The organism is Providencia sp. SP181 (genome assembly GCF_050446505.1).
GTDB classification, from domain to species: domain Bacteria; phylum Pseudomonadota; class Gammaproteobacteria; order Enterobacterales; family Enterobacteriaceae; genus Providencia; species Providencia vermicola.
In genome coordinates, this window is the sequence record NZ_JBBPXM010000003.1 from 84,175 (window position 1) to 104,317 (window position 20,143).

Annotated in this window: 22 protein-coding genes; 9 read left to right on the plus strand and 13 right to left on the minus strand. The window is 43.4% G+C overall.

Annotated elements, in window-relative coordinates:
- The first annotated feature begins 90 nt into the window (after window positions 1-90).
- Both nlpI and AABS66_RS06125 read left to right on the plus strand, forming a co-directional pair.
- Window positions 91-984, plus strand: coding sequence for a lipoprotein NlpI (gene nlpI, locus AABS66_RS06120; RefSeq protein ID WP_430224747.1), 894 nt, complete (start codon window positions 91-93; stop codon window positions 982-984).
- Window positions 985-1,155: 171 nt separating this feature from the next.
- Window positions 1,156-3,084 (plus strand): DEAD/DEAH family ATP-dependent RNA helicase, encoded by a 1,929-nt coding sequence (locus tag AABS66_RS06125; RefSeq protein ID WP_206083237.1) that lies wholly within the window; start codon window positions 1,156-1,158, stop codon window positions 3,082-3,084.
- 81 nt (window positions 3,085-3,165) lie between these two features.
- On the opposite strand, the gene AABS66_RS06130 is transcribed toward AABS66_RS06125, so the two are convergent.
- The 4 genes from AABS66_RS06130 to AABS66_RS06145 form a co-directional block, all read right to left on the minus strand.
- A complete protein-coding gene (locus tag AABS66_RS06130) occupies window positions 3,166-3,510 on the minus strand; it encodes a type II toxin-antitoxin system RelE/ParE family toxin (protein ID WP_272539533.1) in 345 nt (114 codons plus the stop codon).
- Between the two features lie 15 nt (window positions 3,511-3,525).
- On the minus strand, window positions 3,526-3,795 hold the full coding sequence (locus AABS66_RS06135) for a hypothetical protein (RefSeq protein ID WP_094961647.1): 270 nt from the start codon (window positions 3,793-3,795) through the stop codon (window positions 3,526-3,528).
- Window positions 3,796-3,948: 153 nt separating this feature from the next.
- Window positions 3,949-4,665, minus strand: a complete 717-nt coding sequence (gene btsR, locus AABS66_RS06140) for a two-component system response regulator BtsR (protein ID WP_206083240.1) — start codon at window positions 4,663-4,665, stop codon at window positions 3,949-3,951.
- Window positions 4,666-4,683: 18 nt separating this feature from the next.
- On the minus strand, window positions 4,684-6,369 hold the full coding sequence (locus tag AABS66_RS06145) for a sensor histidine kinase (protein WP_206083781.1): 1,686 nt from the start codon (window positions 6,367-6,369) through the stop codon (window positions 4,684-4,686).
- Between the two features lie 715 nt (window positions 6,370-7,084).
- Here AABS66_RS06145 and AABS66_RS06150 point away from each other — a divergent pair.
- The 3 genes from AABS66_RS06150 to AABS66_RS06160 are packed head-to-tail and all read left to right on the plus strand — an operon-like array spanning window position 7,085 to window position 10,366.
- Complete coding sequence (locus AABS66_RS06150) at window positions 7,085-8,056, plus strand: HlyD family secretion protein (protein ID WP_206083242.1); 972 nt, start codon at window positions 7,085-7,087, stop codon at window positions 8,054-8,056.
- 10 nt (window positions 8,057-8,066) lie between these two features.
- Entirely contained in the window at window positions 8,067-9,212 is a 1,146-nt protein-coding gene (locus AABS66_RS06155; RefSeq protein ID WP_206083244.1) for an ABC transporter permease, read from the plus strand.
- Window positions 9,212-10,366 (plus strand): ABC transporter permease, encoded by a 1,155-nt coding sequence (locus AABS66_RS06160; RefSeq protein WP_272539531.1) that lies wholly within the window; start codon window positions 9,212-9,214, stop codon window positions 10,364-10,366. Before AABS66_RS06155 ends, AABS66_RS06160 begins: the two co-directional genes overlap by 1 nt.
- 4 nt (window positions 10,367-10,370) lie before the next feature.
- Here AABS66_RS06160 and AABS66_RS06165 read toward each other — a convergent pair whose 3' ends face one another.
- The 4 genes from AABS66_RS06165 to ubiU form a co-directional block, all read right to left on the minus strand.
- Window positions 10,371-10,865 carry a type II toxin-antitoxin system YhaV family toxin gene (locus tag AABS66_RS06165; protein WP_272539530.1) on the minus strand — a complete coding sequence of 165 codons (495 nt, stop codon included), beginning with the start codon at window positions 10,863-10,865 and terminating at the stop codon, window positions 10,371-10,373.
- Between the two features lie 17 nt (window positions 10,866-10,882).
- On the minus strand, window positions 10,883-11,221 hold the full coding sequence (locus AABS66_RS06170; protein WP_349415472.1) for a type II toxin-antitoxin system PrlF family antitoxin: 339 nt from the start codon (window positions 11,219-11,221) through the stop codon (window positions 10,883-10,885).
- A gap of 98 nt (window positions 11,222-11,319) precedes the next feature.
- Window positions 11,320-12,195 carry a U32 family peptidase gene (locus tag AABS66_RS06175; RefSeq protein WP_272539528.1) on the minus strand — a complete coding sequence of 292 codons (876 nt, stop codon included), beginning with the start codon at window positions 12,193-12,195 and terminating at the stop codon, window positions 11,320-11,322.
- Window positions 12,196-12,213: 18 nt separating this feature from the next.
- Entirely contained in the window at window positions 12,214-13,209 is a 996-nt protein-coding gene (gene ubiU / locus AABS66_RS06180) for a ubiquinone anaerobic biosynthesis protein UbiU (RefSeq protein WP_206083254.1), read from the minus strand.
- 375 nt (window positions 13,210-13,584) lie between these two features.
- On the opposite strand from ubiU, the gene ubiT reads away from it, so the two are divergent.
- Window positions 13,585-14,109, plus strand: coding sequence for a ubiquinone anaerobic biosynthesis accessory factor UbiT (gene ubiT, locus AABS66_RS06185; protein ID WP_206083782.1), 525 nt, complete (start codon window positions 13,585-13,587; stop codon window positions 14,107-14,109).
- Window positions 14,103-14,609, plus strand: coding sequence for a GNAT family N-acetyltransferase (locus AABS66_RS06190; RefSeq protein WP_206083256.1), 507 nt, complete (start codon window positions 14,103-14,105; stop codon window positions 14,607-14,609). Before ubiT ends, AABS66_RS06190 begins: the two co-directional genes overlap by 7 nt.
- Here AABS66_RS06190 and AABS66_RS06195 read toward each other — a convergent pair.
- Window positions 14,579-14,917, minus strand: a complete 339-nt coding sequence (locus AABS66_RS06195; RefSeq protein WP_206083258.1) for a GIY-YIG nuclease family protein — start codon at window positions 14,915-14,917, stop codon at window positions 14,579-14,581. The genes AABS66_RS06190 and AABS66_RS06195 overlap by 31 nt on opposite strands.
- A gap of 270 nt (window positions 14,918-15,187) precedes the next feature.
- On the opposite strand from AABS66_RS06195, the gene AABS66_RS06200 reads away from it, so the two are divergent.
- Window positions 15,188-15,439, plus strand: a complete 252-nt coding sequence (locus AABS66_RS06200; protein ID WP_272539527.1) for a DUF1471 domain-containing protein — start codon at window positions 15,188-15,190, stop codon at window positions 15,437-15,439.
- A 293-nt stretch (window positions 15,440-15,732) separates the two neighbouring features.
- A complete protein-coding gene (locus tag AABS66_RS06205; RefSeq protein ID WP_241016800.1) occupies window positions 15,733-16,170 on the plus strand; it encodes a YhbP family protein in 438 nt (145 codons plus the stop codon).
- Here the strand turns inward: AABS66_RS06205 and nrdG are convergent.
- The 4 genes from nrdG to pyrI all read right to left on the minus strand — a co-directional run bounded on the left by nrdG (window position 16,167) and on the right by pyrI (window position 20,138).
- Window positions 16,167-16,631 carry an anaerobic ribonucleoside-triphosphate reductase-activating protein gene (nrdG, locus tag AABS66_RS06210; protein WP_004907505.1) on the minus strand — a complete coding sequence of 155 codons (465 nt, stop codon included), beginning with the start codon at window positions 16,629-16,631 and terminating at the stop codon, window positions 16,167-16,169. The genes AABS66_RS06205 and nrdG overlap by 4 nt on opposite strands.
- A gap of 4 nt (window positions 16,632-16,635) precedes the next feature.
- Window positions 16,636-18,774: an anaerobic ribonucleoside-triphosphate reductase gene (gene nrdD / locus AABS66_RS06215; protein WP_430224697.1), complete on the minus strand. Its 2,139-nt coding sequence runs from the start codon at window positions 18,772-18,774 to the stop codon at window positions 16,636-16,638.
- 378 nt (window positions 18,775-19,152) lie between these two features.
- On the minus strand, window positions 19,153-19,539 hold the full coding sequence (gene ridA, locus AABS66_RS06220) for a RidA family protein (protein ID WP_206083262.1): 387 nt from the start codon (window positions 19,537-19,539) through the stop codon (window positions 19,153-19,155).
- Between the two features lie 134 nt (window positions 19,540-19,673).
- Window positions 19,674-20,138, minus strand: a complete 465-nt coding sequence (gene pyrI, locus AABS66_RS06225; RefSeq protein WP_206083263.1) for an aspartate carbamoyltransferase regulatory subunit — start codon at window positions 20,136-20,138, stop codon at window positions 19,674-19,676.
- Between the last annotated feature and the right edge of the window lie 5 nt (window positions 20,139-20,143).

The window sequence follows — 20,143 nt, forward strand, 5'->3', positions numbered from 1 at the left end:
GTAGGGTGCTATCGGCCAATTGGCTGAAACCATAATTTGTAAAGCGTGGTAATGTAAGGACGGAGTATGCTGAACAGTATCTGTCTTCGGATGAGAGATTATCGCACGCTCCCGCGTGTGCTCTTGGCGCTTATCTTTTTTGTTATTATTGGATGTAGTAGCAAAGATTGGCGAAAGAACGAGGTATTTGCCGTTCCTCTTCAACCTTCATTACAGCAAGAAGTGATATTGGCTCGTATGGAACAAATCCTTGCGAGCCGATCTTTAACCGATGATGAGTACGCACAGCTTTTATATGAGCGCGGTGTGTTGTATGATAGTCTCGGTTTAAGGGCGCTGGCACGTAACGATTTTTCGACTGCGTTAGCCATACGTCCTGATATTCCTGAAGTTTTTAATTTTTTAGGGATATATTTTACGCAGGCAGGCAATTATGATGCTGCCTATGAAGCGTTTGATTCTGTTTTAGAGCTTGATCCAACTTACAATTTCGCGCGGATGAATCGTGGCATCGCATTATATTACGGTGAACGGTACAAACTAGCGCAGGATGATCTGCTGGCGTATTATCAGATAGATCCAAATGATCCTTTTCGTACTCTGTGGCTTTATCTCGTCGAGAAAGACATAGACCCGCGTATGGCGCAAGATAATCTTGCTGCCCGCTACAACCAAGCGGAGAAAGGGCAATGGGGCTGGAATATCGTAGAATTCTATCTTGGCAATATCAATGAAAATACATTGATGGCGCGTTTGAAAGAAACATCTACGGATAACACTTCGCTCGCTGAGCATCTCAGTGAAACTAACTTCTATTTAGGTAAACATTACCTAAGTCTGGGGGATAAGGATAGCGCACTTGCGTTATTCAAACTGACGGTAGCTAACAACGCTCACAGCTTTGTTGAACACCGCTATGCATTGTTGGAATTGGCGCTGTTAGGCCAAGAACAAGACGACCTTTTAGAATCGGGCCAGCAATAGCTGACGAACATTTCATTGAAAAATTTTTAAGTCATCATCCCTCGGGGTGAAGGCCTATTTGTTCGTTTAATAAACACAATTTGAGCCAGTTCACATTTTAAATGAAAATGACCGAAATGATTTTCCGATGGTTATGTAAACTGGCTGCCACTATGTATGAGGCACCTTTACATGACTACTGAGACCGATATTTCTTTTGCTGAGTTAGGTTTATCAGCATCTATTTTGACAGCACTGAACGACCTGGGATACGAAAAACCCTCTCCAATCCAGCAACAATGTATTCCATTGTTAATGGATGGCAACGATGTATTAGGTATGGCACAAACAGGTAGTGGTAAAACCGCTGCATTTAGCTTGCCATTACTGCAAAACATTGACCCAGACTTGAAAGCTCCGCAAATTTTAGTGCTTGCACCAACTCGTGAGTTGGCTGTACAAGTTGCTGAAGCAATGAGCGATTTCTCTAAACATATGAACCGCGTGAACGTTGTTGCCCTGTATGGTGGTCAACGTTATGACGTGCAATTACGTGCATTGCGCCAAGGGCCACAAATTGTTGTGGGTACACCAGGTCGTCTGCTTGATCACCTGAAACGTGGCACGTTAGATTTATCTAAATTAAAAGGCTTAGTCTTAGACGAAGCTGATGAAATGCTGCGTATGGGCTTCATTGAAGATGTTGAAAACATCATGAGCCAAATTCCAGCAGAACACCAAACTGCGCTGTTCTCTGCAACAATGCCTGAGCCAATTCGTCGTATTACACGTCGTTTTATGAAAGACCCGAAAGAAATTCGTATTCAGGCTAGCATTACAACTCGTCCAGATATTGCTCAAAGCTATTGGACTGTGTACGGCATGCGTAAAAATGAAGCGTTAGTACGTTTCTTAGAAGCAGAAGACTTTGACGCAGCGATTATTTTCGTGCGTACCAAAAATGCAACATTAGAAGTCGCTGAAGCGTTAGAACGCAATGGCTACAACAGTGCGGCACTAAACGGTGACATGAACCAAGCACTGCGTGAACAAACTTTAGAACGCTTAAAAGATGGCCGTTTGGATATCTTGATCGCGACTGACGTTGCAGCGCGTGGTCTGGACGTTGAGCGTATTAGCTTAGTGGTTAACTACGACATCCCAATGGATGCAGAGTCTTACGTTCACCGCATCGGTCGTACTGGCCGTGCAGGTCGTGCAGGTCGTGCATTACTGTTCGTTGAGAACCGTGAGCGCCGTCTGCTGCGTAACGTTGAACGTACCATGAAGCTGACTATTCCTGAGGTTGAGCTGCCAGATGCTGATCTGCTGAGCCAACGTCGTCAGGCGAAATTTGCTGAGAAAATTCAACAGCAATTAGAAAGTAGTGATTTAGACCAATACCGTTCACTGTTAGCGAAAATGTCTCCATCAGAAGATGTGGATATGGAAACGTTAGCTGCGGCATTATTGAAGATGGCTCAAGGTGAACGTGCTCTAATCCTGCCACCAGATGCACCGCGTCGTCCACGTCGTGAATTCAATGACCGTGATGACCGCCGTGGTGGTGACCGTCGTGACCGTAATAGCAATGGCAATGGTTTTGACCGTGCAGAGCGTGGCGAACGTGGTGGCCGTCGTGAGCGTCGTGATGTTGGTGACATGGAAATGTACCGTATCGAAGTGGGTCGTGATGATGGTGTGGAAGTTCGTCACATTGTTGGTGCGATTGCTAACGAAGCGGATATCAGCAGCCGTTATATCGGTAATATCAAATTGTACGGAACTCACTCGACAATTGAATTACCAAAAGGTATGCCAACAGATGTGCTAACTCACTTAAGCCGTGCGCGTATTTTGAATAAACCAACGCAAATGCAACTGATCGGTGATGCACAGCCATTCGAACGCCGCGGTGGCGGTGAGCGTCGTGGTGGCCCACGCCGTGAAGGTGGTAGCGAAGGTGGTTTCGGTGCAGGTCGTCGTAATGACCGTGGCGGTGAGCGCCGTGGTGGTGGTGAACGTCGTGGTGGTGGTAACCGTGACCGTGGTAATTCCGCTCCACGCCAAGATGGCCCGAATGCGGCACCTCGTCGTCGTAGCAGCAGTCATAACGCGTAATTGCTAGGTTTTAGGGAAGTTATTCCCTAATAAAATGAAAACCCGCACTTCTTGGAAATGCGGGTTTTTTGTTAGCCATTTTTACCTAAGTATGTAGTAGCGATAAAGCGTTTTTTCTAAATCTTGTGCTGTGCTGATAAAAAGTAGGATAACAACGTGATTTGTTTGCATATCAAATTCATATAAACAACGATACTGGCTAGTTATATCGATTCGCTCCCGAATTAGTAGACCATTATCGGCTAACATTTGATTTGGGCGATAACACTTAGGATCTTCTGATATTGCTCTAACGGATGATAAAAGTAGCTCATCAACAAACGCGGCTGCTTGAACACTGCTCATAAAATTGATTTTAAACGATTCTACATCCTGTAGTGACCATAATGCAGTTTCTGCGAGGGTGACCGTATAGGGGTGTTCCATCACAATTTCCTTTCATTATTTTCTTGCTGCACGTAATTTTTCTAGCGCTTCTTCTGGTGATAAGGTTCTTTTATTTTTAACATCATCTTTTGCTGCCATCACCAATTTTAGCAGCGCATTTGCTTGGCGCTCTCTTTCCCTTTCTTTTAGCTCTATTTCACGTTCTTCACTTGTTTGGATAAACAGCTCAGATTGCCCATTTTTTGTTACAAAAACGCCGCCCTTAAAGAGCTCAGGGTTACCAAGGCCTTCACGTGCTGCTTTTTGCGACATTGTATTAGACATATTTTGTTCCTATAAATAGTGAACACACAACCCAGAATAACGTATTGTGTATTTTTTGAACTTATATTTCTGATTATAGAAAAAATCAGTTAGATGTACAAATTTATTATTAATTTATACACCAAGTTTGTGCGTAGGAAGTTGAAGTGTCACTCAAACCAACCCCAGCGCCTCTTTTAGCGGCTTTAGGTAGCGGCGGCTGACAGGAATATGTTCACCAGAGCTGAGCACCAACTCGGCTTGCCCGCTATCACCAAACAAAATTTCATTCAGTTGGGTCATATTCACCAAATATTGTCGGTGGCAGCGCACCAGCGGGGTACGCATCTCTAATGTGCGTAGTGTCAGCTCAGTAAAACCTTCTTGTCCTTGTGTGCTCATCACATAAACACCGCTCATACGCGATGTGACATACAAAACTTCATCAAGCTTCATCAAGTAAATACGGCTATGGCCTGTACACGGGATAAATTTCAGCGGCTCATTGTTGCCCAGAAGTTCAAGGTTCTGCTTTTGCTTACCTTGGCGTAAGCGATTTAAGGTTTTTTCGAGTCGTTCAGGTTCAAGGGGTTTTAACAGGTAATCAAACGCATGTTCTTCGAATGCTTGGATGGCAAATTCATTGAAGGCGGTCAGAAATACAATATAAGGGCGGTCTTCGGGATCCAACATGCGCACCATTTCTAAGCCTGTTAGTCGCGGCATTTGGATATCAAGAAAGACCACATCAGGCTTTTTTTTATGAATGATGCCTATTGCCTCGATGGCGTTCGCGCATTCACCAATAATGTCAATATCATCGTGTTCTTCGAGTAAGCAACGGACGTTTTCCCGCGCAAGGGGTTCATCATCAACAATTAATACATTCATAGGGTTACATTATCATTATTAGGGTGCCGCCAAGTACGGCAGACGGATTTTCATTCGGGTAAATTTTTCTGGTTCATGTTCTACGTTAATGCCATATTGTTCGCCATATTTTAAGCGCAGGCGTCTATCGACCAAGCCCATCCCAAGACCATCACTTTGTTTTGCTGGTTTATATAACCCCGCATTGTCCTCTATTTCGATATATACATGTTCACTGCCGATATAGCTGCGTATTGTAATATATCCTGTCTCTAATAACTGTGAGGTGCCGTGTTTAATTGCATTCTCAACAAGGGGTTGCAAGGTAAATGCGGGCAGTTCGACGTGTTTAGCTTCTTCTTGAATTTCAATATGGATTTGCAAGCTATCTTGAAAACGCGCTTTTTCTATCTGCAAATAGGCATTGATATGTTCGATTTCCTCACCCAAGGTAGCGCTTTGTTCTGGACGTTTGAGGTTATTACGGAAAAAGGTCGAAATATATTGAACCAACTGCCCCGCTTGTTGGCTGTCTTTGCGGATCACGGCCTGCAACGTATTGAGTACATTAAACAAAAAGTGAGGATTCACTTGGGCATGGAGTAGTTTCACTTCCGATTGCAGTAGTGACTGTTTATTGCGTTCGTATTGACCCGCTAAGATTTGTGCAGAAAACAAGCTGGCAATACCTTCGCCTAATGTACGGTTAATTGAGCTAAATAAGCTATTTTTGGCCTCATAAAGCTTTATGGTGCCAATGACTCGGTCATTTTCACCCCGCAAGGGGATGACGAGAGCAGAACCGAGTTTACACGTTGGGCACAGAGAACACTTATAGGGTGTTTCATTGCCATCAGCATAAACAACTTCGTTATTATCAATGGCTTGTCTGGATTGATTGGATGAGATTGGTGTGCCAGGTCGGTGATGGTCTGCACCGATACCAATAAAGGCGAGTATTTTTTCTCGATCCGTAATTGCAACCGCGCCAATTTCGAGTTCTTGATAAATAATTTTGGCGACCTTCATACTGTTATCTGCATTGAAGCCTTTGCGTAAAATACCCTCAGTGGTTAAGGCGATTTTAAGGGCTTGTGCAGAAAAGGCAGTGGTGTATTTTTCCACAATCGCACGTCTGTCGAGCAGAATACGAATAAACATGGCAGCGCCAATGGTATTCGCGACCAGCATTGGTGCAACAATACTTCTCACCAGTTCAACCGCTTCATCGAAGGGGCGAGCCAATAACAGGATAATGAGCATCTGAAGGACTTCAGCAACAAACGTGGCACAACTGGCGGTAACAGGGTTAAAAATTTTATTAATTTCACCGCGTTTCATATAGTAACGATGCACCAACCCACCAATTAGCCCTTCCACAATCGTTGAAACCATACAGGCAAATGCACTCATTCCCCCTAATGAATAGCGGTGGATCCCACCTGTAAAACCGACAGCAAATCCAACAGCAGGGCCACCAAGTAAGCCGCCTAATACCGCACCAATAGCACGAGTGTTAGCGATGGAGTCATTGATATGCAGGCCGAAATACGTCCCAATAATACAAAACACAGAGAAAATCAGGTAACACATCACCTTATGAGGTAAGCGGATAGTGACCTTTAATAATGGAATGACGAGCGGAGTGCGGCTAAGGGCCCAAGCAATAACCAGATAGACGCACATTTGTTGGAGTAATAGTAAAATTAAATCAAATTCGTACATGCTTGTCATATGCTCGTCATATTTCACATTGCGGGGGTGTTGACCGCACTCGGCTACTTGGGTCACATACTGATGTATGCTCCCCAAGATATCCTCTCTGGTCGCCTACCCACAATGCGAACTATTTAGAGCATGGCTCGTCGTGTTTCACATTGCGGGGGTGTTGACCGCACTCGGCTACTTGGGTCACATACTGATGTATGCTCCCCAAGATATCCTCTCTAGTCGCCTACCCACAATGCGAACTATTTAGAGCATGGCTCGTCGTGTTTCACATTGCGGGGGTGTTGACCGCACTCGGCTACTTGGGTCACATGCTGGTGTATGTTCCCAAGATATCCTCTCTGGTCGCCTACCCACAATGCGAACTATTTAGAGCATGGCTCGTTAAATTTTGCATTGTGGTAAGTGGATAATTCGGCGATTTCACGACAGACTTTTTAGCGCTGTGTATGAGTGGAATTATTCACTTGGGCTATCTATTTTTAATATTTATTTTCTTCGTAATTATACCGTAAGTCATTGGTTAAGTAATCGACATTTGAATTAGGGTGTTTCATCATTATTTGACATAAGAAAAAAATCGATTCAATATTAGACAAAGACCTGCCTTTTCGTGATCTTGCGCACGAATATATTAACGCTATACCTAATTTTCTTGTCATACTCTAGGGATGATAGTTTCCCCCGTTATTATTTAAGGTTCGCATAAATAATGAAAAAAAGAACAATAGTACTGATTTTGCTGATGCTTATCTTAATTGCAGCAGCGGCGTTGTTTCATTCCCATAATCAATATTTATTGTTACAGGGAGAAGTGGATGCGCCTGAAGTGATTGTGACTTCAAAAGCCAAAGGACGTGTGATGGAACGGCATGTAGAGCGTGGCGATGATGTTAAACAGGGACAATTATTGTTAACCCTTGAAAGCCCTGAACTGCAAGCACAGTATGAAGCTGCCAAAGCAGCAAGAGACCAAGCCAAAGCACAACTTGACCAATCTCTAAATGGGACACGAGCGGAAACTATTCGCGACTTACAAGCATCGTTAGCGCAAGCCAATTCGCAATACCAAAATGCATCCCGAGAATATGCGCGTTTAAGTAATTTAAAAAGCAAAGGCTATGTTTCAGCAAATGAGCTGGATAATGCACGTAAAGCCAAAGAGGTTGCTTTCTCACAAGTCCAAGGGGCAAAAGCCCGTTTAGATGAAGGGCAACATGGGGACCGTATTGAGCAGCGTCACCAATATGAGGCGGCTTTACAGCAAGCAGAGCAAAAACTGGCTGAGATCCAAGTACAAATTGATGATTTACAGGTCAAAGCCCCTGTCGATGGTGAAGTTGGCCCCATTCCTGCCGAAATTGGTGAGTTATTCAATGCGGGGAGCCCGCTGGTATCACTGATCCGCCTACCGCAAGCATATTTTATTTATAATCTGCGCGAAGATATTTTAGTGGGTGTGAAAAAAGGCGATAAAGTTCAGCTCGATATCCCCGCTTTAGGTAATAAAATGGTTGAGGCAGAAATTCGTTATATTGCACCAAAAGGGGATTATGCGACGAAACGAGCGACGCGTGCAACAGGGGATTTTGACTTAAAAACCTTTGAAATTCGTTTATATCCTGTTGAGCCAATCGATGGGTTAAGACCTGGTATGAGTGTGTTATGGCACTGGGATAAGTAAAGGTGTTGCCATGAAATTAAAGTTCGCTTGGCACGGCTTTGAACATGCTTTTAGCCGCGAAACACAAATGGCTATCCGTAGCCCTGTTTTTCATTGGTTGAGCTGGTTGTTCCCGCTGATGTTGTTTACGTTAGTTAGCGCTAACTTTTCTGAGGGAACTTTGATGGATCTGCCTGTTTCGGTGGTGGATGATAACCATAGCCCAGTGTCTCGGCAAATTATTCGCGATCTGAATGCGGGACCTCATGCAGATGTAAAAACGGTGGACGATAACCTCAGTACCTCCATTAAAAGGCTGGGGAGCTCAAAAGACTACGCATTATTGTATATTCCCCATAATTTCGAAGAGGATGTTCTTCGCGGGCGTCAGCCTGAATTACGGATGTATTACAATGCATTATTTTACGCGTCAGGGAGTTACGCTATTCAGGACTTTAGTGGGCTGGTGGCAGAACTCAATGCGAAATACCGTCAAGAAATGGCAAAGTCGATGGGAAAAGCCTTGCCGCCGTTAGCGCAAGTGACACTTTCCTATGACAGCTTGTTCAATCCAAGTGGCAGTTATATTTATTATCAACAGTTTGCCGCGACAATCCATATGCTCCAACTGTTTGTAGTAACGGCGACAATTTACACGATGTCGCGCGGTACGACTTTGCAGAGTGTCAAGCCTTTTGCCACTGCTTTGTTAGGTAAAATGGCACCTTATACGTTATTTTTCAGTACATTATTATCCATTGAACTGGCAGCATTAGTCACAATTTTTGACGCCAAAGTGATAGGGAACCCGCTGTATATGATTGTGGTTGGTTTCTTCTATGTGATAGCGGCGCAAAGTATCGGGTTGTTGCTCTTTAGCTTTACCTCGAGCGCCATCATGGCTTACAGCTTAATCGGGATGCTAGTGAGTATCGCATTAGCTTTCTCTGGGATGGCTGTGCCTGAATTAGCGATGATTTTGCCTGCGCAGATTATTTCGAATATCGAGCCGTTAACTCATACGCTTAATGCCATGTTTGATATTTTCTTACGAGAAATTTCGTTTGGTCGGATAGTCGAAGTCTGTTTGTTTTTACTGATTTACCCTGTTGTTACCGCTTTTTTAGTGCGTAAGCGTTTGGTGAAACGATTGGAAACCCAAGGAGGCGCTGCATAATGACTGTGTATTTTGCGACCTTCCGGAAAGTGTTACTTGGGATGCTAGAAAAACCTATGTGGCTGCTCCTTTTGGTCTCACTGTGTGTGATGAGTTTGGTGTATGCGAGACCCGTATTATGGGACTTACCCGTTGCGGTGATTGATATGGATCACAGCACGGCGAGCCGTGAATTGATCCGTGATTTAGATGCGACCCCTAAAGTGCAGTTGCACGGTTATGATAATCTTGCGCAAGCTCGCCAAGATATGATTGCTCGAAAATTATTTGCGATAATTATCATTCCAACAGATTTTCAACAACATTTATTAAGTGGTAAAAATATTACCGTGCCTGTGTATGGGGATGCAACAAACCGCTTGGCGAGTGGGCAAATTCAGCAGGAGCTTTCTAAGGCGTACCAAACATTGCTTAATGCCTATAACACGCAATTATTAACCAAAGCGGGTTATAGCCAAGAACAAGCCAAGGTCATTATTACCCCTGTGCGTAGTGAAACAGAGCCCTTGTATAACCCAGGTGTTAGCTTTGCGGCGATTGTTTTCCCAGGTTTGTTGGTTATGCTGTTACAACACTCCTTGTTGATTGCTTGCGTGCGAGTCAGTATTGCTGTTCGTTCTACACCTAAAGGAAAACCGCCGTTAGCTGTTTATTTAGGGGCATTATCGGCGTTGATCCCGATTTGGCTGTTTTTATCAACGGTATTTTTTGCCCTTTGGCCATGGGTATTGGGGTTCCGACAAGAAGCGCCACTGTATGTGATTTGGTTGTTTACTTTCCCATTCTTGTTAGCTGTGCTTGGCCTTGGCAAGTTGGTCACGGAATGCTTACGCAGTGTGGAAATGATTTACTTAACATTGGCGTTTATCACTACACCCGTGTTTTATATGTCAGGTACGATTTGGCCGTTACAAGCCATGCCCGATTGGGTGCGAATGATAGCCTCTGCACTGCCGTCTACATGGGCAACAAATGCCATGGCTGGCCTTAACCAAATGGGCTTACCGTTTAGTGATGTACTTATGGATATTGTGATGATGCTGACGCTAGGCGTGATTTATACCGTCATCGGGGTCTTTATTGGTATGCTGCGTGATGGGGAGTTACGTCATTTAACTCACTCGTTTAACCGCTGGCGTCGGCACCACCGCTAGGTTTCTACTCATTCGAAAATAAGCCTGCCATAATGTGAGGCTCGATGGTTTGAGACACCATTTGAGCCTCTTTACTTAATGTTTCCCAGTCATCGGGGGGATCCCCAGCTTTCAGCATGGTGGAAAAGACTTTGTAGGCATCATTCTTTGAGCCATAAGCACGTAATGTACTGAAGTCGTTCACCCAGCCAATGATGATAGTGTTATTCTTCTCACTATAACGGAAGAATAAGCGAAATTGCTGTAAGAATTTAGCTCGAAACCAATGTTTATGTTCTGTACCTAACGTGTTTCCTTGGTAAAACATCGGGTCGAGTGGGTTAACGGCTATACGCTCTTCAATGACCTTATTGATTGCAGCCAATAATTTGGTTGGTGCTTTCTTTTTATAGCCTGCTGGATCGGCAATTTTTAAGGATTGAACTGTGCTGACTAATGCCACTAGCTGCTCTAAAAAACAGGCGTGAAAAAAAATTTTCCATCCATTAATTTCTAACATTTCCCTGTTACCTCATCTTACTCGTCAGTCAGTGGCGCATCTAAATCAATATTTATATTAGCGGTCAGTTCATTGATCTTATTCCATAATGCTACAGGGGCAGGGTAGATATGTCGTGGGTTTTCTCTCATGTCTTTCTCAAGGAATGCCAAAAATTGAGAGACAATTGGGTCGTCTTGTGGCTCAGTTTGGCGAGACATAATGACATTACCATCCGCAAGTAGCGAATATTCAATGGTTTCACCGGGTTTTAAGTGTAGAGCATCACGTATAGCGGCGGGGATCGTTGTTTGGCTGCGTTCGGTCAGGCGGGATTTGGCACGCAGCGATACCGTAGCTGGGTTTAAATCAATCATTTTATTTACCTCATCGCATTTCATTCTGCAAAGAGTGTAATGCAAATGCATTGTGCAATGCAAGTGCATTACTTTTTATGTGTGCGAATATGATTTAACTAAGACACCATAGACAAGCCCGCAATTTGTCGCCAGTAGCCGTTACAGCTCTGGTTTTCAATACGCAATGGCACCATGCCATCTTCATTGGCTTTAAACTGAGTAAGTATATCTAAGGACTCAACGCTTTCAGGGGAAATGCGCACAATATCCACCAAACCTTTCATCGATGCCAACTCATTCCCGAGGTTATAGCAGTCACCACTGAGTGTTTGGATACCATTTAAGGTAAACACTTGTTGTTGCTCTTGGGAAAGCACCTTGCGCCCTTGAGGGTAATTAATACAGCAGGTTTCACAATCATCTTTTTGTTTGTTTTCTGAACGTGCGGTAAAGCAGCGTGCAGAATAGGCAAGGGGAAGATGACCGTAACTCATGACCTCCACCTCGAATTTATGACGAATACCGATTTCTTCACATTGATTGAGTAAGTTAATCAGCCAATCACGGGAGAGCTCAACAGGCATGCACCAACGGGTCATTCCTTGGCGCAGTAGAATATTCAGCGCTTGGGCGTTGTAGCAGTTGAGGCCATGCCCAGCCACAAATGGCAGTTTTCTATCCACTAACATGTTAATCACGCCAAAGTCGTGCGCTTCAAGTAAAAACTCGCCGTTATCGACTAATTTTGTTATTTCTTTTAGTTCTGAAGGTGCTTGCAGTAGAGCAAGGGAGCTCAATACAATCTGCTTGCCACTTTTAGCTAATTGCTGGGCAAGATCTATCCAATCATTGGGTTTCATTTCACGGCGCTTGCTACACACCATTTCACCGAGATAGATAATATCAGCTTCACTTTGCATAGCGAGTTGATAAAAGTCGTTTAATGTCTGTTTTGACCAGTAATAAAGCACTGATCCTAAAGAGTACTGCATGATAGTTTTACCTTTTAATTATTGCCATTTGCGATGATAAGCACCCAATGTGGTTTGACTTCCTTCAGAAAGCTTTCCTAGCGCTTTCATCCATTTAGGATCGGTGACAAAGTTATCGGGGTTGGCTTTATAACGGTCAATGGCTTGGCGCCAAATACGTGCCACTTCAGAAACATAAGCGGGGCTACGTTGGCGACCTTCAATTTTCACGGAGGCAATATTCGCCGCCATTAGCTCAGGTAATAATTCAATCGTATTCAAGCTGGTGGGCTCTTCGAGAACATGGTATTTCTGCTCATCCACCAAATAGCGCCCTTTACACAAAGTGGGGTAACCTGCGTTTTCATCGGCTTTATAGCGGTCGATAAGTACATTATTTAGGCGTGATTCCATGCCATCAGCCGTTTGTTGCCAACGCACAAAGCGGGCAGGGGAACAGGCTCCAACGGTATTTGGGGATTCTCCCGTTAGATAAGAGGATAAATAACAGCGCCCTTCAGCCATAATACACAGGCTGCCAAATGCAAACACTTCGAGGGGAACAGGGCTATTTTTTGCCAGCTGTTTAACTTGATGAATCGAGAGTACGCGAGGCAGCACCACACGGTGAACATCAAAGTTGCGTTGGTAAAAGCGGATCGCTTCGGTGTTGGTTGCAGAGGCTTGAACAGAAACATGTCTTTCAATGTGCGGATATTTAGTGGCGGCGTACTCTAGCATCGCGATATCGGCGATAATCAGGGCATCAGCGCCAAGGTCAGCGGCAAGATCTACCGAATCTTGCCACCTTTGGTAGCCATCTGGGTGAGCAAATGTATTGATGGCGATATGTAGTTTGCGATTGCGGCTGTGAATATAACGTTCTGCTTCATGCAGTTTTTTTTGCGTAAAATTTAAACCTGCAAAATGGCGTGCGTTAGTATCATTTTTTAGCCCGATATACACCGCATCAGCCCCATTATCCACGGCGGCTTTTAAAGCAGGTAAATTTCCTGCTGGGCAGAGTAATTCCATTGACCTATCCCTGTATAAATTTTGATAGCCGCTATTTTAGTCAAGGGAACTGTTATAGATTTTGATTTAGAGCAGAGAAATTGTTAATGGATGTTTGTATTCGTTAAGCAAATAGCAAAACAGGTAGATAAAAAATAAATATTGGCGAGATGGGCAAAAATTGATATAGGATCAGACTCATGACCCTATTTTTTGGCAAGATACTTATCATAACCCAAATAACGCATCAATAATATCAATGAATGTGATTATTGATTGTTAGAATTTTTTTAAATTGTGTGTATAGACAACATGTTACCCTAATTACTTCGAGCTGCTACTCTGATTAGGTAGTTACACGAAAACGGGCAGACAATGAATACGGGAGTCAGTATTGTGTTAGGTAAAATTCGTTCTCAACTCATCACAAAAGGCCCTTCACTTTTGAAATTGCCTTTAAAAGTGACCCCATTTGCTGTGCAGCGTCAGGTACTTGAACAACTGTTAAGTTGGCAGTTTCGTGAGTCAGTAAAAGAAGGGGAGCTTGATTTTCTAGAAGATAAATGGCTCAAAGTCGAGATCTACGATTTAGCGTTGGTGTGGTTTATCAGCTTGCAAGACGGCCAGCTTGTGGTTAAGAAACATGCAGAAGAAGATGTCAGCGTCAGCGGTAATGCCAATGATTTAGTACTGATCGCGGCTCGCAAAGAAGACCCAGATACATTGTTTTTTCAACGCCGTTTGGTAATTGAAGGGGATACCGAGTTAGGGTTATACGTGAAAAACTTGATGGATGCTTTTGAGCTCGAAAATATGCCAGCGCCATTGCGGTTTGCATTATTGCAACTCGCTGGAGTGATAAAAACGGTACAAGACAACGAGGACGCAGAGCATAAAACGCCTGTGTTGACCTCATGCTAATTCGGGTTGAAATTCCTGTTGATGCCATGGGCATTGATAGATTGCTGCGTGAAACCTTCCCAACTGAAGCGGAGGCTAACCTTGTTCAGCATTTACGTGAAGATGGTTTGCTGACATTGGGGGTTGTTGCCACGAATGATAATGGCGAAGTGATAGGTTATGTTGGTTTCACGCCTGTTGACCTAAATGGTGAAGATGTACAGTGGGTAGGGTTGGCACCTTTAGCTGTTAATAAAGCTCATCAAGGGCAAGGCATTGCAGAGAAACTGGTTTATGAGGGGTTAGATAGCCTGAATGAATTTGGTTATGCTGCAGTCGTTGTGCTTGGCGATGAACGTTACTATTCACGCTTTGGGTTTGTCCCTGCTTCTAAACATCATATTCGTTGCCAATGGCCAGAGCTACAAGCTCACTTTTTAATTTGTGGGTTAGAAAATGGTGGGATAGGCGAGCAGCAAGGTGATGTGGTCTATTCTTCACATTTTGATAATTTGACCTGAGTTAAATAAGCGGTCAAATCGCTGGGCTGGTCGATGACCAGCCTTTCTTTTGTCTTTTTACTCAGTTGCTTCACCTTATATTCCATTTGGGATGCGGCTGAACGCGAACCGATCAGACATGAAAATGCTAATGTTAATGGCATTTTCCCTCTCAATGCTTTTGCCCCCGTTCCTGCTTTGTGTTGCTCAAACCGGCGCTGCACATCCGTCGTGATCCCACAATAAAGTGCGTTATTTTTCTCTCGCACTAGGTAGATATACCAGCTATTTTGCTTTAGCTCGCTTTTTTCTGAGGTGATATTTGTCATTTTGTGCTGCTTTTTTAGTTAAAAACAATGGGTTAAAGACGAATATATTCGTTAAGGGAGTTATTTATAACACATTAATATATAAATAAAAAAGGCAATAAAGTTGTCACAAAGCTGTAACCTCAACATAGGTTATCATTCAGTTTATTTGAACAACTATAGCAAAATATGCTAATTTTCATTCTAATTTAAAGCGCATAATATGATCCATATCACAGGGGGACAGTAAAAACCCCGATTAAAAATCAAGTTTACAAAAAGGAACATACGATGAAAAAATCAACATTATTTGCTGCTGCTTTAGCTTTGGGTGCTGCATCATTTGGTTCAATGGCGGCTGATGAAGTTCAACATTCTAGTCAACCAGCTGCGGGTTATGTCTCAGTTACTGGTGCAGTTAGCGTAAATGACCTAACAGCACAATTAGCCAAAAAAGCTGATGAAGCTGGTGCAACTTCTTTCCGTGTGATTTCTGCTGGCGGTGAGAATTCTATGAGTGGTACTGCAGCTATTTATAAATAATTTTATTCGTCATAATTCACGTTACAGCGTTGTTGGCTACGTTTACTCGCACTAGTCACATACTTATGTATGCTCCTAGCGTCTCGTTCACTTGCCGCCTAGCTGTACCACGAATTATTTAGAATAAATACTCGAATTTAGTTGGCGTATAGACCTAAAAATATTTAGGTTAATATTTCAGCTAGTTAGAGTATAGTAATAGCGAATTTTATGCCTACGTTCAGAACAGTTTAAGCAAGCTTAAGGGGAATCCCCCAAAAGCTTGTTCTGAACGGGTTTATATGGAAACCGCTATGACGCCTGAACAAACTTTAAAACACATCCAACGCTATATTGCCCGCCAACACGTTTTCTCTCTTTTTACTCATCATAACAATGATATTTGGCCTGCCAGTTGTTACTATGCATTTGATGCGAAAACGATGTGTCTGATTTTAATGACAGACCCGAATTCAAGGCATGGGCAATTGATGGTGGCTAACCCGCAAGTTGCTGGCACAATATCAGCGCAGACCAAAGCTGTTAATGCAATACAAGGTATTCAATTTACAGGTGAAATTAAAATATTAGAAGGTGAGGAAGAACGGCTTGCCCGCGGTTTTTACTGGCGTCGTTTCCCTGTGGCATTAGTAGCGAAACTGCCTGTTTGGCAGCTTCACTTGCAGAATATTAAAATGGTCGATAATAAATTAGGTTTTGGCACCAAGCTATATTGGGAACAGCAAATTTAACGTAGTTTGTGGATCACCTGATTTGAACTGCCGCGCCAAATTAAGCGCGGGTCATGTAAATCCTGCTCAAATTTACCGTCAATCACGGTATTAACTAAACTCACCACTTTTTGTTGTTCAAGCGTCAAATCACTCAATATGTATCCTGTCCATAACCAAATGTCTTTATCTGGGCAAACCGCTTTCACTCGCTTCACTAACTTGAGCACCGCTGGCAAATTAGCTGGGTGCAGAGGGTCTCCGCCAGAAAGGGAGAGCCCTTGTCGGCGGATGCGGGTATCTTGCAAATCTTGAATGATTTGGTCTTCCATTTCTTGAGTGAATGGCACACCTGAATCCACTCGCCACGTACTTTGATTGTAGCAACCGCGGCACTGGTGGACGCACCCCGCGACAAACAGTGTGCAGCGGGTACCAGGGCCATTAACCACATCAACAGGGTAATATTGGTGATAATTCATACCATTAACCTATTTGACTATTGCCTAAATGCTTGATACGGCGCTTTACTTCTTCTTGTTTACCTGCATTAAACGGGCGTGCATCTGGGCTACCTAAATAACCACATACACGGCGGATCACTGAAACGCGGTTGGTGTCATGGTTACCGCAAGCTGGGCAGGTAAACCCTTTGCTGGTACAAGAAAACTCGCCAGAAAAGCCACATTCATAACATTCATCTATCGGTGTGTTGGTGCCATAATAAGGAACGTGTTGATAGCTATAATCCCACACGTCTTCTAGCGCTCTGACATTATGTTGCAAGTTCGGGTATTCGCCGTAACAGATAAAACCGCCATTCGCGATTGCAGGGTACGGCGCTTCAAAGTCAATTTTGTCGTACGGATTGACTTGTTTTTCAACATCTAAATGGAAGCTATTGGTGTAGTAGCCTTTATCTGTGACGCCATTAATGACGCCGAATTCCGCGGTATCGATGCGGCAAAAACGGTCACACAAGTTTTCGCTCGGCGTGCTATATAAGCTGAAGCCGTAGCCTGTTTGTGCTTTCCACTCATCGGTTGCTTGGCGTAAGCGAGCGACAATAGCGACTGCTTTTTCACGTAACTTTTCGTTGTCATACACGTGGGTTTCTGAACCGAATAGTGCATTGATCGTTTCATGTAACCCAATGTAGCCTAAGGAAATTGACGCTCGACCATTTTTGAAAATCTCAGCGACATTGTCGTCTGCTTTTAATCTTACACCACACGCACCTTCCATATATAGGATAGGAGCTACGCGGGCTTTTACGGTTTCTAAGCGGGCAATGCGTGTCATTAAGGCTTTTTTCGCGATAGCGAGGCGCTCATCTAAGAGTGCCCAGAATGCATCTTCACTACCTTGTGCTTCAATAGCGATACGCGGTAAGTTCAGGCTAATGACACCTAAATTGTTGCGGCCATCATGAATTTGTTCGCCATTTTCTTCATAAATCCCTAAAAAGCTACGGCAACCCATTGGCGTTTTAAATGAGCCAGTGACATCAACAACACGATCATAATTGAGAATATCGGGGTACATGCGCTTGCTGGCACACTCTAATGCTAATTGCTTAATATCATAATTTGGATCGCTAAGTTTGTGGTTTAGGCCATCTTTGATAGCGAAAACCAGTTTAGGGAACACGGCGGTTTTGCGGTTTTTACCTAGGCCCGCAATACGGTTTTTTAGAATAGATTGCTGAATTAAACGCGCTTCTTTTGACGTACCCAACCCAAAGCCAAATGTAACGAATGGCGTTTGGCCATTAGCAGTATGTAGCGTATTTACTTCATACTCTAAAGACTGGAATGCATCGTAGCATTCTTTATCGGTACGGCTTTGCGCGTAACCTTCTGCATCTGCAATTCCCCACTCTTGTGCGACTTCTAAGTGTTTTTGGTAACTGATCGCCACATAAGGGGCTAAAATTTCATCAATTCGATTGATGGTTGTACCGCCATAAATATGGCTAGCAACTTGAGCAATAATTTGTGCTGTTACCGCTGTTGCAGTTGAAATAGATTTAGGAGGCTCAATTTCTGCATTTCCCATCTTAAATCCATCAGTTAACATACCTTTTAGGTCAATAAGCATACAGTTAAACATGGGGAAAAATGGCGCATAATCGAGGTCATGGTAGTGAATTTCGCCTCTTTCATGAGCTAGAACGACATCGCGAGGTAAAATATGCTGTTTGGCGTAATGCTTTGCCACAATCCCTGCGAGTAAGTCTCGTTGAGTTGGGATTACTTTACTGTCTTTATTGGCATTTTCGTTGAGTAAGGAAACATTACTTTGTTCAATCAATCCGCGAATATCATGGGTTAGTTGACTGCGTTTTTCACGCTCACTGTCCCTATCATGGCGATATTCGATGTAGGCACGGGCTAAATCTTTGTATGGCCCTGCCATCAGTTGGTTTTCGACAGCGTCTTGGATCTCCCCAATATCCACTTGGCTACGGTTGCAAAGTTGCTCAGTGACGATAGAGGCAACTTGAAGACAATAATCGTCATCCTTAACATCCACCGCAGCGGCAGCGCGCTTTACGGCTTCTTGAATCCTCGGAAGGTCAAAATTGACCTGACAACCATCTCTTTTAATGACAACCGTTCCCACTGTCTCTCTCCTTTTTAAGTTATCCACAGTGATAACGGCGTTATCCGTTATCTTCCTACTGAGCGTTTTTCTGTGGATAAAATGTGAATAAATACTACATATTGTGTCTATGTTGGTAATTAAAGCACAATATATAGGTTATTGCTTTTTTTTAGCTGACATTAGTTTGATCCAAAACAAAGAAAATAATTAAGTACCTGAATATCCAAAGCGGCGCTGAAAATAAATAATTTTGTGGGTAATAAAAAAGTTTCACTTAAGTTTCGATGCGGTTAATGGATGTGACGTAGTATTTGAGAAAGGCAATAAGCAGGAATAAGGGGATTGGGGAGAACAACACCCCACAGATATCATGGGGTGTCTATATTGAATTAAGCGTTATTTGCGAACGGCAATGGCTTCAATTTCAATTTTCACGTCTTTTGGCAGACGAGCAACTTCAACACAAGAACGTGCTGGGAATGGTGCGTTGTGTTGTTTGAAGAATTCTTCATAGGTTGCATTGACTGTTGCAAAGTCATTTAAGTCTTTAACGAATACAGTGGTTTTAACGATATCTGCTGCGGTTAAGCCTGCTTTTTCTAAGATTGCTTTGACGTTAGCCAGTGATTGGCGAGTCTGTGCAGCGATATCTTCAGGCACTTCCCCTGTTTTTGGATCAACAGGGATTTGGCCTGAAGTGATAACCATGCTACCCAAATCAACGCCTTGAACGTATGGGCCAATGGCTGCGGGTGCGTTTTCTGTATTGATTTCGTATGACATAATTACTCCGTTTCATCACGTAAGAGAAGCGACTCACCTAATATAACCTAGGCTGAGCCACATTTTTATGGCTATTAGGCGCTATTAAAACACGGATTGCGCCCAGACAACACCGAAGTCTACGCTGAAATAACCTATTGATTATTGATCACGGCGTCTCTATCGAACTCTTTTTCACAGAAACGGCAAGTCAGAGCAACTTCTTTGCCCACTTTTTTCACGCGGAAACTGCTTGAAACGGGTTCATTGTGGCTAATGCAGTTGCTATTTGGGCATACCAGTACGTTATCAATATGCTCTGGCAACGTTAATTCTAATTTTTCAACAACTTGGTAATCTTCAATACGGTTTACGGTCGCTTCAGGCGCGTACATCGCCAATTGGTTGGCTTGTTCAGGGGTTAAAAAGGTATTCTCAATTTTGATAATGTCTTTTTTACCCAGATTACTAGAGGGTAAATTTAGCCCAATAGTTATGCGCTCATCTGTTTTGGTCAATTTAAATAATTTCAGTAGCTTAAAACCAATTTGAGCAGGAATATGGTCGATAACCGTACCGTGGCTAATGGCTTCAACTTGTAGTTTATGGTCGTGTGTCATGGTGT

Excerpts from the sequence above, each read along its gene's own strand:
- nlpI (WP_430224747.1), top strand. The coding sequence starts at position 91 with ATGAGAGATTATCGCACGCTCCCGCGTGTGCTCTTGGCGCTTATCTTT.
- AABS66_RS06125 (WP_206083237.1), top strand. The coding sequence starts at position 1,156 with ATGACTACTGAGACCGATATTTCTTTTGCTGAGTTAGGTTTATCAGCA.
- AABS66_RS06130 (WP_272539533.1), bottom strand. The coding sequence starts at position 3,510 with ATGGAACACCCCTATACGGTCACCCTCGCAGAAACTGCATTATGGTCA.
- AABS66_RS06135 (WP_094961647.1), bottom strand. The coding sequence starts at position 3,795 with ATGTCTAATACAATGTCGCAAAAAGCAGCACGTGAAGGCCTTGGTAAC.
- btsR (WP_206083240.1), bottom strand. The coding sequence starts at position 4,665 with ATGAATGTATTAATTGTTGATGATGAACCCCTTGCGCGGGAAAACGTC.
- AABS66_RS06145 (WP_206083781.1), bottom strand. The coding sequence starts at position 6,369 with ATGTACGAATTTGATTTAATTTTACTATTACTCCAACAAATGTGCGTC.
- AABS66_RS06150 (WP_206083242.1), top strand. The coding sequence starts at position 7,085 with ATGAAAAAAAGAACAATAGTACTGATTTTGCTGATGCTTATCTTAATT.
- AABS66_RS06155 (WP_206083244.1), top strand. The coding sequence starts at position 8,067 with ATGAAATTAAAGTTCGCTTGGCACGGCTTTGAACATGCTTTTAGCCGC.
- AABS66_RS06160 (WP_272539531.1), top strand. The coding sequence starts at position 9,212 with ATGACTGTGTATTTTGCGACCTTCCGGAAAGTGTTACTTGGGATGCTA.
- AABS66_RS06165 (WP_272539530.1), bottom strand. The coding sequence starts at position 10,865 with ATGTTAGAAATTAATGGATGGAAAATTTTTTTTCACGCCTGTTTTTTA.
- AABS66_RS06170 (WP_349415472.1), bottom strand. The coding sequence starts at position 11,221 with ATGATTGATTTAAACCCAGCTACGGTATCGCTGCGTGCCAAATCCCGC.
- AABS66_RS06175 (WP_272539528.1), bottom strand. The coding sequence starts at position 12,195 with ATGCAGTACTCTTTAGGATCAGTGCTTTATTACTGGTCAAAACAGACA.
- ubiU (WP_206083254.1), bottom strand. The coding sequence starts at position 13,209 with ATGGAATTACTCTGCCCAGCAGGAAATTTACCTGCTTTAAAAGCCGCC.
- AABS66_RS06190 (WP_206083256.1), top strand. The coding sequence starts at position 14,103 with ATGCTAATTCGGGTTGAAATTCCTGTTGATGCCATGGGCATTGATAGA.
- AABS66_RS06195 (WP_206083258.1), bottom strand. The coding sequence starts at position 14,917 with ATGACAAATATCACCTCAGAAAAAAGCGAGCTAAAGCAAAATAGCTGG.
- AABS66_RS06200 (WP_272539527.1), top strand. The coding sequence starts at position 15,188 with ATGAAAAAATCAACATTATTTGCTGCTGCTTTAGCTTTGGGTGCTGCA.
- AABS66_RS06205 (WP_241016800.1), top strand. The coding sequence starts at position 15,733 with ATGACGCCTGAACAAACTTTAAAACACATCCAACGCTATATTGCCCGC.
- nrdG (WP_004907505.1), bottom strand. The coding sequence starts at position 16,631 with ATGAATTATCACCAATATTACCCTGTTGATGTGGTTAATGGCCCTGGT.
- ridA (WP_206083262.1), bottom strand. The coding sequence starts at position 19,539 with ATGTCATACGAAATCAATACAGAAAACGCACCCGCAGCCATTGGCCCA.
- pyrI (WP_206083263.1), bottom strand. The coding sequence starts at position 20,138 with ATGACACACGACCATAAACTACAAGTTGAAGCCATTAGCCACGGTACG.